Source organism: Paenibacillus sp. FSL L8-0494 (assembly GCF_038003695.1).
Lineage (GTDB): Bacteria > Bacillota > Bacilli > Paenibacillales > Paenibacillaceae > Paenibacillus_AQ > Paenibacillus_AQ odorifer.
Window position 1 is genome coordinate 5,140,968 of sequence record NZ_JBBOPQ010000001.1, and the last position, 17,583, is coordinate 5,158,550.

Sequence of the window (17,583 nt, forward strand, 5' to 3'; positions counted from 1 at the left end):
ATAGATGCGATGTGAAAGAATCAAAAATCCCAAGGTCAGTGTAACTGACCTTGGGATTTTGATGGAAGAATTAATATAAGATAAGGAAAAGTCTCATACTGCTTATTTGCTAATATCCCCCAAACTCAGGGAAAGGTCCCCTGTCTTTAGACATATTGCGTCACGTGTCTTGTAAAATTCATGAAGAAAGTTTTGTTCATACGTATAACCGGCCTTCATCAGCATGCCCTCCTGATTGGGAGCTGCAATCAGTTGCACACTGGCAGGAAGGTTCTTAGTTGTTATGCCACATGGCAAAGCTAGGGCCGGGTAACCGACAATGTTAAAAACAGCGGTGAACCTATTCATACAATGAAATATATCTTCTATTTTTGAATCAATAAGCACTTCTTTAACCCCAATTTTCTGAGGCGTTTTTGGCAATGTCGGCGTGATCAGCAGATCAATAGATTCGAACATTTCATTAAAAGCAGCAAGATACTCATCCCGTCTAAACATGGACCCAATATACTGATAAGCAGGAAAACTCCCCATTTGCTCGATATAGACTTTTAGATCTTCTCCCAATAGTGCAATTTGAGATTTATTCGACATAACTTGCTTAAAAATATGTCCCGCCTCAGAGATGGCAATAGCTAGTGTAAGATCGAAAAAGTCAGAGATATCTGGAAGTTCAACTTCAACAATGTCACAACCTAAACTTTCGAATTGGGAGATGGCTGTGGTATAAAAGTTATAAAGCTCAGCATCCAATTGTTCATTAAAAAAGGAAGTTGGAACCCCTACTTTTACACCTCGAAGATCTTCAATCAGCTGGGTTGACAAGTTCTTATCATCCGAGAGCACGCCTGTTACAATAGCCATGTCCGTCATATTAGCTGCAATAGGTCCAACATGATCAAGCGTCCATGAAATATGTTTTGTCCCTTGTGGCGGAATAAGGTTTCTGGTAGGTTTCAAGCCAACAACGCCATTAGAAGCGGAAGGTCCTCTGACAGATCCCCCAGTGTCCGAACCTACAGATACAACTGATAATCCCGCTGCCACAGCAGCTGCCGAACCGCCGCTGGAGCCTCCAGCTACATGTTCTTTATTCCATGGATTTTTAACGGTTCCATAATGAGGATTCTCCGAGGTAACCCCAAATGCAAACTCATGCATGTTGTTTTTCCCGATGAGTACCACTTCTTCTTTGCGGAGGCGGCTGAAGGCAATAGAATCACGCTCAGGAATTCGATCCTGTTCAATTTTCGAGCCCGCTGTCGTTCGAATTCCATGTGTATCAATATTATCTTTAATAGAGACCGGAACTCCGAATAAGCTTCCAATCTTTCCACCACTCATCAATAATTTTTCCAAGCTTTTGGCTGTGCTAAGCGCCTCTTCCGCAGCAATAGTTATATAGGCATTCATTTCAGGATTAATTTCTTCAGCATATTTCAGATATTGCTTAGTAATTTCAACAGGGGAGATTTCTTTATTTAGATATCCGTTATGCAGGTCTTTTATATTCCAGCGTATCATTTATTCATCCTCCTTTTATTCAGCAATATCCCATTCATTCACATTATTCATCATGCCAATGGCCTTCGGTTCTCCCACGAGCACATTTTTAGAAACAGCATTAAATGTGTTCTGTTCATAAATGGTTACACTAGGCATATCCCGGACAAGAATCTGTTGGATTGAATAATAAATCTCTTTACGCTTAGCCGAGTCCGTCTCAGCAGCACCTTTTCTCAATAGTGCATCTATTTCAGGATTACTGTACTCACCAAAATTGTAGAGCGCACCAGAAGCGTAAGTACCACTGATATCCGGATCGATTGTAATCGTTGAGCCGAACATCGCAAGATCAAAATCATGCTCTACGCTGGCTTTGTTAGCAGCCGTTACAAAATCAAATTTATCCACTTTGACCTTTACACCAATATCCTTTAAGTTCTCAGCCAAAATGTCGGCAGCTTGTTCTCTCACTTTATTTCCGGTAGGCACAACTAGTGATAATGTTTGACTAAAATCATAGTTCGCCTCTTGCAAGAGCTGTTTAGCCTTATCAGGATCATAAGGTGTTAGTGTCAAACCGCTGTCAAAGTAAGGATGAATGGAAGTGTATGGAGCATCAATAACTTTGCCATAACCACGCAGCAGATTCTTCGTAATCAGTTCTCTATTAAATGCCAGCACAATAGCTTGACGAACGCGGGCATCTGAAATTCTTTTGGTATTCATGAATAAAGACTGAATGCTCAAAGGTTTACCAGTGACAACACGCACGTTATCCATCGCTTCGACAGTTGCATAATCTTCAGGAGCTATATTCCCTTTGCTTGGGTAATTCATATTCAGTTCACCGCTCTTGAGCTGGGCCACAATATTGGCGGAAGGTAATATTTTTATGAACAGCGAATCGATTTTGGGTGCACCCAGGAAATAATCCGGATTGGCCGCCAGTTCAAAATATTGATCCTTTGCATTCTCCTTAAGACTGAAGGCACCATAGGATACCGTTGGATTGATCATGTATGGATCTTTGTTAACCTCTGCAGGATTCACATCTTTCAAAATGTGCTCCGGTACCGCCCGAAGATTGATCCCGATTTTCTCCAGAAATAAATTGGTATCTATAGCATTTTTCATATGAAAAATAAGGGTATGATCATCCGATTTTTCAACAGCTTGATCAATAGAGGCCCCGGCCTCTAACTTCCCCTTGTCGTCCATACCCTGTAATAAATTAAAGCCTTGGCCGGACGCTGCAATAACATTTGGGTCTGCTATTAACTTGGCCGAAAAAAGCACATCATCAGCAGTCAATGCTTCACCATCAGTCCATTTGGCATTTTCCCTTAAGTTCACTGTGAAGTTTTGATGATCTGTGGTATTTACCTCTTCTGCAAGCATCATATCAAATGACAACTCTTCATTAGGCAATACAAGAGGAGGAAAGATAATATCGGCAATTAATGGATCATCCATTGAGTTAATCGGATTAGCACCGGCAATGGTATTGGTAATTCCAACAGTAATGATTTTTGAACCAGCACTCGTTGACTTAGCCCCACTCGTGTTCGTTCCAGTTTCACTATTTTGTGTATTGGCAGAAGTACCACAAGCAGATAATAATAAGACCATTGTTAAACCGATAAGTACTTTCGCTCTTTTCATTAGATGTCCCCCACATTAATCATTTTTTCTGTGATTCATACCAGTTCTGAATAATAGCTAGCGTAAGACGGGCGGTATTGACGACATTGGATACACTTACGTTCTCCTGGAACGTGTGGATTTGGCGAAATCCATTCCCAAGGGTAATGCACTTTAAACCAATCTCATTTAATGCATTGGTATCTGCTCCACCTAATGTTCTGGTGATATCAGGCACAACACCTATTTGAACCGCAGATGTAATAGCCGTTTTCGCAATAAAATCATCCTCTTCAATTTTGAAGCCTACATAGCGGTCATCTATTGACACTTTAGCGTCACCACCGTGACTTTTTGCCGCCTGTTCAACCGCCTCTTTCATGTGCTTCAGTTGCTCTGACAGATCCGTTCTATTAAATGAACGAACTTCCCCTATCATTTCTACAGTTCCGGGAACAATTGACGTCATATCACCCCCTTGCAAAATTCCAATGTTGGCATTCGTTTCGCTATTGATAATGCCCAGCTTCATCGTCTTTAGGCCATCAGCTGCGATCACCAAAGCATTAACAGCCTCTGGATTTAGTACAAAATGTCCGGATTGGGGTTCACCCGTTTCGATATCAAAGTGTATCCGCGTGCTGTTACCTCCCTGCAAGATAATTTGCCCAACATCACCGTTACAATCAAAAACATACCCTTCCTTGCTTTTTACTTTAGTGATATCTAAAGCATGTGCCCCTTTTAAACCTCTCTGCTCGCTCACAGTTAGGATTAACTCAATAGGACCACAAGATATTCCATTCTCTTGTATGGTATTAATAGCCTCAAGATAACCAGCTATAGCACAACGATCATCTGCGCCAAGGATGGTTGTGCCATCCGAATAGATAACTCCGTCCTTGATCACAGGCTGCAATCCTTTTGTCGACCATACAGTATCCATATGAGCTGAGAAAAATAACGGCGGAATGGACGAATCCGTGCCCTCCCAGTAAGCGATAAGATTCCCGCATTCACCACCAATTTCTTTATGCGCCTCATCGATTTGAAAAGTAAAACCCTTCTGACCCAAAGCCTCAATCAAATAATCAGCCATTGGTTGTTCAAATTGGCTAGGCGCATCAACTTTGCAAATCTCAAAAAAGTCTTCAATTAAACGCTTCTCGTTCACACTAAAAATAGTACGACTCATCTCCATCTCTCCCTCTCACATCTCTTATTTTGCATTTCTTGGATCAAGGGCATCTCTAAGCCCATCTCCTATAAAATTCACAGCCAGCACAGTGAGCAGTATAGTAATGCCCGGCGGCAACCAAAGCCATTGCTGATGAAGCAGAACACTAATCGATTGCGCATCCATGAGCATATTCCCTAAGCTGGCTGCGGGTGGTTGTATTCCCATGCCCAGAAAACTCAAAGCAGATTCTGTCATGATCGCTCCAGCGACACCAAAAGTCGCATTCACAATAATAGGGCCCAGCGCGTTCGGAATAACATGCCGGAATAATATCCTCGTAGGGCTTAATCCCAAAGCAACTCCCGCCTTGACAAAATCCCTTTCTTTCAGGGAAAGCACACTTCCTCTAGCGATTCTGGCTACCCCTGCCCAAGAAAACGCTGATAGGACAAAAATGATCGTGCCCATGTTTGGGGTAAGAATACTTACTGCAACAAGGATAATAATCAGTTGTGGGAAAGATAAGAAAACATCTGTAATTCTCATAATAACCATATCTACTTTGCCGCCAAGAAAACCCGCTATCGAACCCACAATAGTGCCAACCACTACAAAAATAGCTACAGAACAGACGCCAATTAATAGAGAGACCCGTGTTGCGTAAATTAAGCGGCTAAACACATCTCTCCCCAGTGAGTCCGTACCCAACCAATGATCCATAGACGGACCTTCATTAAAACTAGTGCTTAAAGCACTTTGGCTGTAAGGTGCAATGAATGGAGCGAGGAGAGCAATAAGCGCCATGACTACAAAAAAGCCAAATCCAACCACGGCCATGCGATGTTTACGAAAAATACGTAATGAATTCCGGAATACATTGTCAGGAACACTAATTGATACTTTTGCTACTTCTTCCACATGTCCAATTCCTCTCTAGTTATATTTAATTCGCGGGTCAACAACAGAGTATAGAATATCCGTTATTAAATTCGCCGCCAGCATAACGATCGCAGCTAGTATACTGATGCCCATAATGACCGGATAATCTCTGGACAGGATAGACTGAATGGTGAGTTGCCCTAGCCCCGGCCATTGAAATACCTGCTCAGTTACTGCCGCCCCGCCTAAAAGCTCACCTACTGATAACCCCACTAATGTAAGGATAGGAATAAGCCCATTACGCAAAGCATGCTTTCCAATCACAAAAAACTCTTTCAACCCTTTCGCACGAGCAGTACGCATATAATCTTGTCCAAGAATCTCAATCATGCTGGAGCGTACATACCGGGTCACCGTTGATGCAGTTCCGATAGATAGAATACAGGCAGGCAAGATTAAATGATTAATAATATCCCATGCTCCTCCGCTGTTCCCTAACGTTTTCATTCCTCCGCTGGGCAGGAGATTGAGTTGTAGTGCAAAAATAAATATAGCTACTAAGCCTAAGAAAAAGGTTGGGATTGAGAAGCCCAAGAAGGAAAATCCGGTTGAACAGTAATCCACGATTGTATTACGTTTGATTGCACTGATAATACCAAGCGGTAATGCGATCAGTAGCCCGATGATTAGCGCACTTCCGGTCAAGAGCAGCGTCGGTAAGATCCGCTCTCCAATCAGTTGAATCACCGGCTCATTGGTTTTTAGAGAATAACCGAGGTTACCTTGAAATAATTGGCCAAGCCATTTGAAATATTGAAGCCAGACAGGATCATTTAAGCCCATTTGATCTTTCAAGTTAGCAATATTCTCTGCAGAAAGCTGCGGACTGATATACATATCAGCGGGGCTCCCTGGCGCCATCTGGATAATAAAATAATTGATTAGAGTCACTCCAAATAGGACAGGAACCGAGATTAATAGTCTGCGAATGATGTAATTTATCACAATAACCCTCCAAACTCCTCTACTTTTAAGCAGGCAACAGCATGTTCCCCACCTTTCAGCAGAGGTTCTTGTTGCGTACATTCCACAGATGCAATTGGACAACGAGTGTGGAACCGACAGCCTTGGGGAGGGTTTACTTGACTCGGCACATCTCCCTGTATAATCACCCGTTCTTTTTTTCTCATTAATGGATCCGGAATGGGGTACGCTCCTAGCAATGCTTTCGTATACGGGTGTTTCGGATTTGCCATTAGCTCTTCTGTCTTCCCGGTCTCCACAATTTTTCCCATGTACATTACCGCAATTCGATCACTGATATATTTAACAGCACCCAAGCCATGACCTATAAAGAGATAAGAAAAGTGAAATTCTTGCTGTAAGTCCTTTAGTAAGTTCAGGATTTGAGATTGGATCGATACATCAAGTGCAGATACCGGCTCATCACAAATGATCAATTTGGGGTTTACGGATAACGCCCTCGCCACACCGATTCTTTGCCTCTGTCCCCCTGAAAATTCATGAGGGTAACGATTGATATAAGATTTAGACAACCCGACCATTTCCAGTAGCTGATTCACACGAAGCGAAGCTTTATCCGGTTCAACAAGACGATGCACTTTGATAGGCTCTTTTAAAATATCACCGATGGTCATTCTCGGGTTTAGGGAAGAGAACGGATCCTGAAAAACCATCTGCATCCCTGTACGGATGTTTCTCATCTGTTTTTGTGAATAGGAAGTAATGTCCTGTCCCTGAAAGTGGATACTTCCCTCCGTTAGCTGCTCCATACGAATGACCGATCGGCCAACGGTAGATTTGCCGCAGCCGGATTCCCCCACCAACCCAAGCGTTTCACCCTTATTGATCATAAAATCCACACCATCAACAGCCTTCACATGGCCAACAGTTTTTGATACAATTCCTTTTTTGATCGGATAATAAGTTTTTAATCCTTTTACGTCTATTAAAGGTTCCTCAGCGGCACTCTTATTCGTTGGCATCTGCATCTGTCTCCTTCATCATGGATTCCACCAACCAGCATCTGGCTTTTCGAGTGCCGATTTCATATAAAGGCGGTGCCTGTTGGCATTTGTCGTGTACTTTAGAACAACGCGATTGGAACCGGCAGCCGGTTGGCATCTCTTGGATTGAGGGTACAGAGCCTGGAATGGACTCCAATCTGGTTTCCCGTTGATTGTCTAAATGGGGGATGGACTGCATTAACCCCTGAGTATAGGGATGTAATGGGTTTGCGAATAATTGGTAGACATCAGCTTCTTCAACAACTTGTCCCGCATACATGACTATGACTTTATCCGCCATTTCAGCAACTACCCCTAAGTCATGAGTAATTAGAATAAGTGCAGCACCAGTTTGTTCCTTCATCCGATTCATTAGATCTAGGATTTGCGCTTGAATCGTCACATCCAAAGCCGTTGTGGGTTCATCTGCAACGATTAATTTCGGACTGCAACTTACCGCCATCGCGATCATTACCCGCTGGCGCATTCCTCCAGAAAGGGCATGTGGATAGTCTTTCATAATGGATTCAGCTCTCGAAATTCCTACTTCCTTAAGTGTTGCAATACAATGTTTCCGGGCTTCGGCAACAGACATTTTTAAATGATTTCTTACACCCTCGATCATCTGATTGCCTATCGTGAAAACCGGGTTCAGGGCCGTCATCGGCTCTTGAAAAACCATTGCTATTTCTTTTCCTCTCACTCTCTGCATTTTGCTTTCGGACATAGCTGCAAGATCACTATCTTCAAAAAATATATTTCCGTTTGTTATTTTCCCATTGTTACTGAGGAGCCTCATGATCGCCAACGAGGTCACGCTTTTTCCACAACCGGATTCACCGACAATCCCAACGGTTTCACCAGAATTAACATTGAAGTTGATTTGATCTACAGAGATAACCTCACCATGATCCGTATTAAAAGCCACTTGAAGATTTGATACTCTAAGAAGACTACTCATTGATTCTCTTCACTCCCCCTGTAATGCAATGAACAAATATACCATTTTGTGTTATATAACTTCACACATTATATTATATATTTGTATATTAGCAGAATCATTTTTGCCTATCCAATACTTAAATCGTTGTTTGCATATACAAAAATCGTATAATCAACATAAAAATCTTATTCTAAAACATATTATGAGTGATATTATCTAACATATATATTTGTGCATAACAAAAAGACTTGCCGTTTTAATAACGACAAGCCCTGTAACCATCCTATAATATAGCTCTATTTTTCATCCTGTACTATTCAAATAATTCCAGAAAGAGGCGAGCCTGCTTGGATAAGTAACGTTCTTTCATCCAGATCACTGCCGATTCCATTTTCAGCGAGATATCTTTGAGATTTAGAATTCGATATTTAGGATTCGCCGCATGCTGAACAAAAAATGCAGGGAATATAGCAGCACCCAAACCGGCATTTACTAGAGCCAAAACGGATTCCACATTATTGCTTTCACATAATATATTCGGTGTGATCCCCAGTTTACTGCATTCATTTAAAATGATCGGCTGCAATCCACTTTGACTGTCCCGTTTTAAAATAATCCAAGGAATATCTTTCAATTCGTACAGAGACACGTCGTGGCCTGTGAAGTCCCCTCCTATATTATTCGGAACAGCACACGCCAATCCATGATCCCCAAAAATTCGCACAGAGAAATCGTCCATAGGGATAGGCAAATTCACAAAAGCTAAATCAATTGTTCTGTCCTTCAGCAGCCCAATCAGTTGCTGGGGTTCATGTTCCAATATTTTAAAGGTGACCAAAGGATACTTATTCGAGAATATCCTAATCTTCTCTGCAATCAGACCTGAATAAAAATCGTAAATCCCTATATTCAGTTTCCCCCTTAGACCCTCTGCCGTCTCCATCACTTCACAACGTGCATCCTCTATAGATTGCAGGATCTTAACAGCTTGCTGATATAAAACTTCCCCCGATTGTGTCAAATAGAGCCTTTTCCCGTGGCGTTCGAACAAACTAACCCCTAGCTCCTCTTCAAGCAGTTTCACCTGTTGACTTAAAGGGGGTTGGGCTAAATTCAATAACTTGGCCGCCTTTGTTATATTCTGATCCGAGTCCACAATGGTTACGAAGTAACGCAACTTGCGTGTATCCATTAAAGCCCTCCTCCTTCACTTACAACATAGACGAGCTTTAATAAGTATAGACAATCTCTTCATTTTTTAATAGTTTCTTGCGAATGCAAAGCAAAAGCACTCCATACATAATAAAGAACCCCTCTCATCAAGGGGCTAGTCTAAAAAAGAAATAACAAAACAGGAATCGTCACCAGCGAAAAAATAGTAGACATAAAGATGCCCTTCGTAACCAGTTCAACATCTCCGTCATATTCCAGGCATAACATGGACACATTGCCGGCTGTCGGCAAACTTGTTAAAATAACGGCTATCCCCAAAATCATTGCGTCGTGAATAAAAAATTGAAGAATAAACCACAGCACTCCTGGGATTAGTACGATTTTCAAGAAGGTAAATTGATATAACGTCTTATCTTTTATAACATCCCTTATACTTACTGCAGCTAGAGTAGATCCAATAACGATCATCGCCAGTGGTGTGGTGACACTCCCAATAGTCGCTAACAGTTTAACAAGCGGAAGTGGAACCGGTATGTCTAGGATAAATATGACTAAGCCTAGGATTGCTGATATAATACCTGGATTAATCAAATTTATAAAAATCCCTACACGGCTCGCATCATCCTTCTGAATAATGGAAATCCCATACGAAAAAAGACTTATATTAAATAACATCATATATATCGAAACATAAAATATGGCACTCTCACCATAAATACTTGAAATAATAGGAATACCCATAAACCCTAGGTTGCTGTACACCAGCATGATTTCATAAGTTTTATTCATTTTCAGCTTTTTCACAAAAAATCTACCGAAAATAGGAGTTATAATAAACACTGCCATCGCTACTGCGAATACGGTCATAGCTTCCATTTTGTTGTCCATATTCTGACCAATCGATGAACTGATTATCGTCGCCGGGATAGCAATATTAATAATAAGCTTAGAGAAACTCCTATCACTACTTTCGTCTAAAATCCCTCTTTTATTCGCTATAAACCCAATAGCCATTAAACCAAATAATATCAAGATTTGTGTTATGATCATCTCTATCATTTATCCTTTCCGTCAACGTCAGAACTCTATTCAGCGCGACAGAAAAATCCTACCATAGGTCAAATCATATTCCAAATATATATATAATCTAGTTTTAATACTTAAAAGATATAAGCACTTATAACATCAACACTTTAACTTACAATCCATTGTTTGCAATTACATCTTTATACCAATAGAAACTCTTTTTGCGCTTTCTTTCGAGCGTCCCATTTCCTTCATTGTCTAAATCAACATAAATAAATCCATATCTTTTCTCCATTTCGGAAGAAGAATAGCTGACAAGATCTATCACGCCCCAACTGGTGTAACCCATGAGCTCCACACCATCCAGAATAGCCTCGTGCATTTCCTCGAGATGAGCTTGGAAATAAGCGATTCGATAATCATCCTGAATTGTTCCGTCATCTTCTATTTTGTCATGCGCTCCAATTCCGTTCTCTACAATAAATAGCGGAACTTGATACCGGTTGTAGAGATCGTTCAGAGAAATCCGAAGACCAATGGAGTCGATTTGCCATCCCCAAGCATTGGTTTCTAAGTATGGATTCTTTACGCCCCCCATAGTGTTTCCGCTAACTTTCTCTAGACCCTCGCTTTCAGCGCTGGCAACCAATGACATATAATAGCTAAATGAAATAAAATCGACCAGATGTGATTTTAAGATTTCATCATCACCCTCTACCTTATGAATATTTATACCTTTATCACTGAAGAAGCGTTTAATAAAGTTAGGGTATGCTCCACGTACCATCACATCTGTAAAGAAGTAATTGAACTGGTTATCCTTAAAGGCGGCCAGAACATCTTTGGGACTACAGGTATGGGGATACATCATGAGCCGAGTTAGCATGCAGCCAATCTTTGACCCAGGAACAATTTCATGGCAGTACTTTACTGCCAGTGCACTAGCTACGAATTGGTGATGCAATGCTTGATAAACAGCTTGTTCAACATTGTCATGACGATTTGGAACAATCCCGCCACTAGTAAACGGATGACGTACAATACTGTCAATTTCATTAAACGTAACCCAAAGCTTCACTTTGTTTTTATATCTTTCAAACACCGCTTTGCAGAAAGTAATAAAAAATTCTACGACACGCCGATCTGTCCATCCCCCATATTCATTAACAAGGTGCATCGGCATTTCATAATGGGATAAAGTAACCAGTGGTTCTATCCCTTGCCTATGCATTTCATCAAACAAATTATCGTAAAATTTCAACCCAGCTTCATTAGGATGTTCTTCATCACCATTCGGGAATATCCGTGTCCATGCTATGGATACCCGCAAGGTTTTTAAGCCCATCTCTCCGAATAAGGCGAGGTCTTCTCGATATCGGTGATAGAAATCAATACCTCTGCGTTTTGGATAATCCCGGTCTGAAGCATCCTCCATAGCCATCTGAATCTGCTCTTCACCCACCGTATTATGTTTTTTATAGTCACTTTTGCTTAGATTCTTTTTGTATATCGCTATATCAGCGGTTGATAATCCCTTACCGTCTACATTCCAAGCTCCTTCCGCCTGATTAGCCGCAATTGCCCCTCCCCACAAAAAACCTTCAGGGAATTTTCTTTTTAAATGTTCTATCACTTTTATGGCTCCTCTCTAATTCCGATGAATAACACGGTTAATATGAATAATTAGATACATCATTTCTTCATTTGATATGGTGTACTCGAATTTCGCTTCTATATAATGTTTGATAGATTCGACGCATCGTTCTTCTTCCGGATATTTATTTATGATCTGCCCCAAAAGTTCATGATCATGAGATTCCAGCATCTTGTTTTCTAGTAAGCGCTGGACAAAAAACTGCAAATGGGTTAAAAAACGTGAGTAATTAATACTCTGGGTATTAAGTTCAATTCCATATTGAATTTTGATAATGTTAAGTATGTCTTTTACTGTACTCGTCATGAGTAGGACCTGATTCATATTGTCATCGGTTTGTTGAGCATTAACCAGATGGAAGGCTATATTAGCCGCTTCTTCTTCTGGCAGCAAGATTCCCACTTGCCGTTCAATAAGTTGAAGGGCTTGGACTCCAATACCAAATTCAACTGGATAAAACTTTCTGACTTCCCAAAGCATCCGGTTCTGAATTGTAAGATTATCTTTATGACGTTTGACCGCCATATATAAATGATCCGTCAGAGAGATATATAAATGTTCGCTGAGGTGCCTGGAAAGAACGGTTTTGGCATTAGATATGATTTCGTCCGCAAGAATCAAGTACTCCTGGGGAGTTTCCTTCATTAAAGCAGTCAAGTTGGAAGACATGCTTTCATTTTCAAGCACATATACCTTTTCGATCTCGTCCTCATTAATACTGTCACCCGGTCTGCTTTTATACCCGATGCCTTTGCCCATTACGATAACTTCTTTTTGATCTGCACGCTTGGCAAGAACGATGCTCGTATTGAGAACTTTTACTACTTCCATATAAAATGACCTCTCACTTTCCAGGCATATTTTCTTTTTCCAAGTTAAAACGCAGTAATCAGCGGCTTATCTGGTCCAGTTAAACCTGGGCTATCATGACCCAGAACTTCCAGATAGTCAGCCGAATTTGTGACGATAACCGGTGTAGTGGTATCAAATCCTGCCTTTCGGATCTCATCAAGGTCGAACTCCATCAGCAGCTGCCCGTGCCGGATCTCATCGCCTTCTTTCACATGGAGATTAAAATGCTGACCTTTTAATTTCACAGTATCAAGCCCTACATGAATAAGTAATTCAATGCCGTCAGCTGATCTTAACCCAATGGAGTGCTTTGTACGGAAGACTGTTTCCACAGTGCCGTCAAACGGGGCTACAACTTTTCCGTTAGCAGGTTGAATCGCCATCCCTTGGCCCATCGCCTCTTGAGCGAAAGCCTCATCGTTAACCTCACGAAGCGGCAATACAGTTCCTTCAATCGGTGCAAAAACAACATATTTAGCTTTGGTATTTTGCGGTTTAATTGGCTGTTCGGCAAGCTTGTCTTTTCCGTCAGCCAACGTTGGCTCACCTGAAGCGGGTACAGCTCCCTCATCATTGAAACCGAGGATAAAAACAGCAACAAACGTAACGATGATGGAAATAGCCATGGTAATCAAAGCGTTTATGAGGTTTGAGCTGTCCTCGCTGATAAACATAGGAAGCGAAGCCAAGCCTGGACCAACAGCAGCATATCCCTTAAGATTCACCAGCCCAGCGTATAGTCCAGCCGTTCCCGCACCGATCATACAGGCAAAAAGTGTTTTTTTCAGACGTAAATGTACTCCATATAGAGCTGGTTCAGTAATTCCGAATAACCCAGATATTCCAGCGGGCAAAGCAATCTGTTTCAATTTAGAGTCTTTAGTCTTTACAGCAACGGCTAAAGCGCCTGCTCCTTGGGCCATATTGGAAGCCAGCATAGCAATCAATACCAACGTTTCGTAACCTGGTGATGCGATAGCGGCAAAAATAATCGGGTAAAACACTTTATGCATCCCGAACATAACGATTAACGGCATCAAAATGGAGAGAATGACAACCGTTAACCAACCGATCCGCTCCTGTATCCAGAAAACACCGCTGGAAAGCCCTGTACCTACATAATTCCCCAACGGCCCCAAGGCAATCAAAGCAACGGGTGCAACAATTAGAATAGTAATGAGTGGCTTAAGGAAAATTTTTACCGGTCCAGGTGAAATCTTATCCGCAAATTTTTCAATGTAAGACATAAACCAAATCGTTAAGATAATAGGGATAACAGAAGTTGCATAGGTGACAGAAGCAACTGGGAGCCCAATAAAACGAACAGGTTCTTCACCGCCAAGCAAACTGATTAAATTCGGATGCAGTAAAACCCCTCCTAAAGCAACTGAAACATAAGGGTTTGTTTTGAATTTTTGCGAACTTGAAAAGGCTAGTAATAGCGGAAGGAAATAAAAAGCAGAATCTGCCATCACACTAAGGATCGTATAGGTCTGCCCTTCCTTAGAGAGAATCCCGGTTACGGTGCTTAATAGAAGCAACGCCTTTAGCATTCCGGCAGCAGCAATTGCAGGTATTATAGGCTGAAAGATCCCCGATATGATAGCAGCAAAGCTATTAAACAACCCTTTTAGGCTACGGTCAGGTTTTGCTGATATCTCCTGCGCTGGAGCAGTCTTGTCTGAATCGAGTAATTTTACCATTTCGTTATAGACATACCCTACATCATTTCCAATAATGACTTGATATTGTCCGCCACTATAAACAGCTCCCATAACTGGAGTCAAAGCTTTAATTTCCTCTGTTTTCGCGAGACTAGGATTGTGGAGGTTAATTCGCAGTCGGGTCGAACAATGGATAACCCCGCTAATATTCTGATTTCCGCCTACTTTGTCAAAAATCAACTGAGCCGTTTCTTTGTAATTCATATGGGATACACCCGCTTTCCTCAAATAGGGAACAAAAAAAGACCTAAAGAGGGTAGGAAAATTTCTCTACCCAATTTAGGTCTTGCCTGCCGAACAGTAACACGCCTGTATTGGATTACGCTTTATGAAGTTATAGTGAATTATATAAGTATTATTATAAGCAGCGATTCCCGGGTCATTTCGCCTAAAACGCTTACATGCACACTATATCATCTGCTAATTGAAAATGCAAGAGCTTCTGTGACAGGTTATTTTTGTATTTTATTTGCTCAATTCTTTCAGAGCCCGCACGCTCAGGGTAGCAAAATATTCTGCTGCTGGAAGCAGCAGGGTCTCATCGGGCGCAAACTTTGGATGATGTAGATTATAGGTAGCCCCTGATCCGATCATTACAAAAGCTCCAGGAATCGTTTGCAGATAATAAGAGAAATCCTCTCCTCCCATCTGGGGACCTATCTCAAGAACTCGATAGCCTTGCTCTTCAGCCACCGAACTCATAAATGCAGTCCATCTGGAATCATTTATGGTTGCAGGCGGTCCAGGATACCAGTGCAACAACGCTTCTGCCCCAGCGGCTGCAGCCAACCCCTGAATAATTTGCTCCATTCGGCGGGGAATCTCCTGCTGAATCGATGTATTTAAAGTTCGAACTGTCCCTTCAAGGACCACGGTTTCCGGAAGCACATTCCATGTATTTCCTCCGCTAATCCGTGTTATGCTCACTACTACAGATTCTAGTGCACTAATAGACCGGCTGCTAATGGTCTGCAAAGCCAGCACAATTTGTGAAGCCAACACAATCGAATCTGTACCTTTCTCCGGTAACGCAGCATGAGCTCCCGTTCCGTTAATTGTAATTTCAAATCGGTCTACGCCTGCAGTAATTGCACCGACCCTGGTTCCTAATTCACCTACCGGAAGTTCAGGCCAATTATGCAAGCCGAAGATTGCTTCAACATCTTTGAGACCTCCAGAATCTATGATCTGTTTGGCTCCATGTCCAGTCTCTTCAGCAGGCTGAAAAAGGATACGCACAGTTCCAGACAATTCTTTCTCCCGCTCTTTAAGACTATAAGCGGCCCCCAGAATCACTGCCGTATGTACATCATGTCCGCAAGCATGCATCTTCCCGGCCACTTGAGAGCTATAGGGCAGCCCCGTCTCCTCTTGTATCGGAAGAGCGTCAATGTCTGCACGAATGGCTATGATGGGTGCTTGTCCTGTACCGATCTGCGCGACGAGTCCTGTTCGTAGAGAGGGTGTATCCAAGATATGAATTTCCGCTTCTTCTAACCAGTCCCTCAGCTTGCGAGTTGTCGAATATTCCTCGTTGGATAACTCCGGATTTTCATGCAAATTATTACGAATCTCCTGCAATTTCTGCTCCAAGTTCTTCAATGCATTTCCTCCTAATGACTAGACAATAGCCTTATTCTAGATAACGTCCCATTTCCTCCGTGTACATGTGGATGAACCTAAGGATGATCCTCTGCTCTTCAGGAGAATAATTGTCGAATTCTCTATCAATATCCGAACTTCTCGCCTCATGTAGCTGATAGTGACCTTCAAAGGCTCCTTGTCCCAGTTCAGTCAGTCTAAAATACACTTCCTTCTTGTTCCCTTCAACCTGATATTTCGAAACAAGACCTTTTGCTTCCAGCTTGGATAATAATTTGGAAGTGGTGCCTTTGGTAATGTTAAGAACATTTGAGATTTCTGTTAATTTACAGTCGGGATGATGCCCAATCGCTTCAATCATATGAATTTCAGATAAATATAAGACGACCCCAGAAGTATACTCTCTTGGTCTCTTGTTCAGTGCATTATAAACTTCGAACATTCGAACCAACGCGCGGTCCAGTTCAACATGAAATTTCTCCAATCTTTAACGCCCCTCTTGAAATTTTGTTTTCTTACGAAACAATTTCATACTATACGTACTCCACAAGATTCGTCAAACAAAAATTTCATTCTCACCAATGCCCATGACGAGTTCAAAGGCAATCTCATGTTGAAAGCTGAGGCGCGGTATTCTCTAGGTTGTTTTTAGTAAGTATCACCGAGCATAGGACGAATACTAATCTCTTCCACAACTGCCTGTGGGCTTAGCTCCAGCATCATCTCAACGATCTTGGCTATATCATCTGATGCAAGAAATCTATCCTCAGCAATCCCTTCTCCCGGTACTCTTCTTTCAGTAAATGTTGCCCCAGGATGAATGAGGGTCACGCCTACGCCGGATGTTTTTAGTTCCTCTCTTAAGCCACGGGCATAATTGCTCAAGGCTGCTTTGGATATAGCATAAAAAGAGCTGTCCGAACGAAGAGCCGCCGTTGATCCTATGAAAAATATACGTGGGTAACTTCCGGTCTTAATAGCTGGAAGGAAAGCCTTTACCAAAGCTACATTCGCCAGTAGATTCACCTGTAATATACGATCTAGTTCGGCCACATCGGGTTCAATCACCGAACGGCTTGCATCATAGAAGGCTGCAGCATTAAGCACCAGCACATCTGGCGAGAATGAATGTTCTTCGGAATATTTGACAAGCCGGTTAATAGAAGATAAGTCCCCAGCATCTGCAGTCAAATACAATGCATCCTGAGGTAGTACTGCGGCTGCATTTTCGAGATGACGTTCTTCCCGCCCAGATATGAGCAAGCGGTGGCCCCCCGCACCAAGCCTCCGGCTGATTGCAAATCCAATTCCTCCGCTTCCCCCGGTAATTAATATATTCATCGTGTCACCTCCGTGGCTAATTTATTGAAATGTGA

Annotated in this window: 15 protein-coding genes; all 15 read right to left on the minus strand. The window is 42.0% G+C overall.

Annotation, left to right across the window (positions count from 1 at the left end):
* Positions 1-102: 102 nt before the first annotated feature.
* The 15 genes from NYE35_RS23320 to NYE35_RS23390 all read right to left on the minus strand — a co-directional run bounded on the left by NYE35_RS23320 (position 103) and on the right by NYE35_RS23390 (position 17,548).
* Positions 103-1,524: an amidase gene (locus NYE35_RS23320; protein ID WP_341122123.1), complete on the minus strand. Its 1,422-nt coding sequence runs from the start codon at positions 1,522-1,524 to the stop codon at positions 103-105.
* Positions 1,525-1,539: 15 nt separating this feature from the next.
* Positions 1,540-3,168: an ABC transporter substrate-binding protein gene (locus NYE35_RS23325; RefSeq protein ID WP_076272217.1), complete on the minus strand. Its 1,629-nt coding sequence runs from the start codon at positions 3,166-3,168 to the stop codon at positions 1,540-1,542.
* A gap of 19 nt (positions 3,169-3,187) precedes the next feature.
* Positions 3,188-4,342, minus strand: coding sequence for a M20/M25/M40 family metallo-hydrolase (locus tag NYE35_RS23330; protein WP_256718383.1), 1,155 nt, complete (start codon positions 4,340-4,342; stop codon positions 3,188-3,190).
* Between the two features lie 24 nt (positions 4,343-4,366).
* Positions 4,367-5,245: an oligopeptide ABC transporter permease gene (opp4C, locus tag NYE35_RS23335; RefSeq protein WP_341122124.1), complete on the minus strand. Its 879-nt coding sequence runs from the start codon at positions 5,243-5,245 to the stop codon at positions 4,367-4,369.
* 15 nt (positions 5,246-5,260) lie between these two features.
* The gene (locus NYE35_RS23340; RefSeq protein ID WP_038572736.1) at positions 5,261-6,211 is read right to left on the minus strand and encodes an ABC transporter permease; all 951 of its coding nucleotides are present in this window, start codon (positions 6,209-6,211) and stop codon (positions 5,261-5,263) included.
* Complete coding sequence (locus NYE35_RS23345) at positions 6,208-7,212, minus strand: ABC transporter ATP-binding protein (protein ID WP_038572738.1); 1,005 nt, start codon at positions 7,210-7,212, stop codon at positions 6,208-6,210. The genes NYE35_RS23340 and NYE35_RS23345 overlap by 4 nt, the downstream gene beginning before the upstream one ends.
* A complete protein-coding gene (locus NYE35_RS23350) occupies positions 7,199-8,194 on the minus strand; it encodes an ABC transporter ATP-binding protein (RefSeq protein WP_341122125.1) in 996 nt (331 codons plus the stop codon). The genes NYE35_RS23345 and NYE35_RS23350 overlap by 14 nt, the downstream gene beginning before the upstream one ends.
* Positions 8,195-8,489: 295 nt before the next feature.
* Positions 8,490-9,368 (minus strand): LysR family transcriptional regulator, encoded by an 879-nt coding sequence (locus NYE35_RS23355; protein WP_341122126.1) that lies wholly within the window; start codon positions 9,366-9,368, stop codon positions 8,490-8,492.
* 140 nt (positions 9,369-9,508) lie between these two features.
* Positions 9,509-10,399: an AEC family transporter gene (locus NYE35_RS23360; protein ID WP_341122127.1), complete on the minus strand. Its 891-nt coding sequence runs from the start codon at positions 10,397-10,399 to the stop codon at positions 9,509-9,511.
* A gap of 148 nt (positions 10,400-10,547) precedes the next feature.
* The gene (locus NYE35_RS23365) at positions 10,548-12,005 is read right to left on the minus strand and encodes a glycoside hydrolase family 1 protein (RefSeq protein ID WP_155288217.1); all 1,458 of its coding nucleotides are present in this window, start codon (positions 12,003-12,005) and stop codon (positions 10,548-10,550) included.
* An 18-nt stretch (positions 12,006-12,023) separates the two neighbouring features.
* Complete coding sequence (gene licT, locus NYE35_RS23370) at positions 12,024-12,860, minus strand: BglG family transcription antiterminator LicT (RefSeq protein WP_076272223.1); 837 nt, start codon at positions 12,858-12,860, stop codon at positions 12,024-12,026.
* Between the two features lie 44 nt (positions 12,861-12,904).
* Positions 12,905-14,809 (minus strand): beta-glucoside-specific PTS transporter subunit IIABC, encoded by a 1,905-nt coding sequence (locus NYE35_RS23375; protein WP_076272224.1) that lies wholly within the window; start codon positions 14,807-14,809, stop codon positions 12,905-12,907.
* A 261-nt stretch (positions 14,810-15,070) separates the two neighbouring features.
* Positions 15,071-16,207, minus strand: coding sequence for an amidohydrolase (locus tag NYE35_RS23380; RefSeq protein ID WP_052097243.1), 1,137 nt, complete (start codon positions 16,205-16,207; stop codon positions 15,071-15,073).
* Between the two features lie 31 nt (positions 16,208-16,238).
* Positions 16,239-16,691: a MarR family transcriptional regulator gene (locus tag NYE35_RS23385; protein WP_052097244.1), complete on the minus strand. Its 453-nt coding sequence runs from the start codon at positions 16,689-16,691 to the stop codon at positions 16,239-16,241.
* A 164-nt stretch (positions 16,692-16,855) separates the two neighbouring features.
* Positions 16,856-17,548 carry an SDR family oxidoreductase gene (locus NYE35_RS23390; RefSeq protein ID WP_052097246.1) on the minus strand — a complete coding sequence of 231 codons (693 nt, stop codon included), beginning with the start codon at positions 17,546-17,548 and terminating at the stop codon, positions 16,856-16,858.
* Positions 17,549-17,583: the final 35 nt, after the last annotated feature.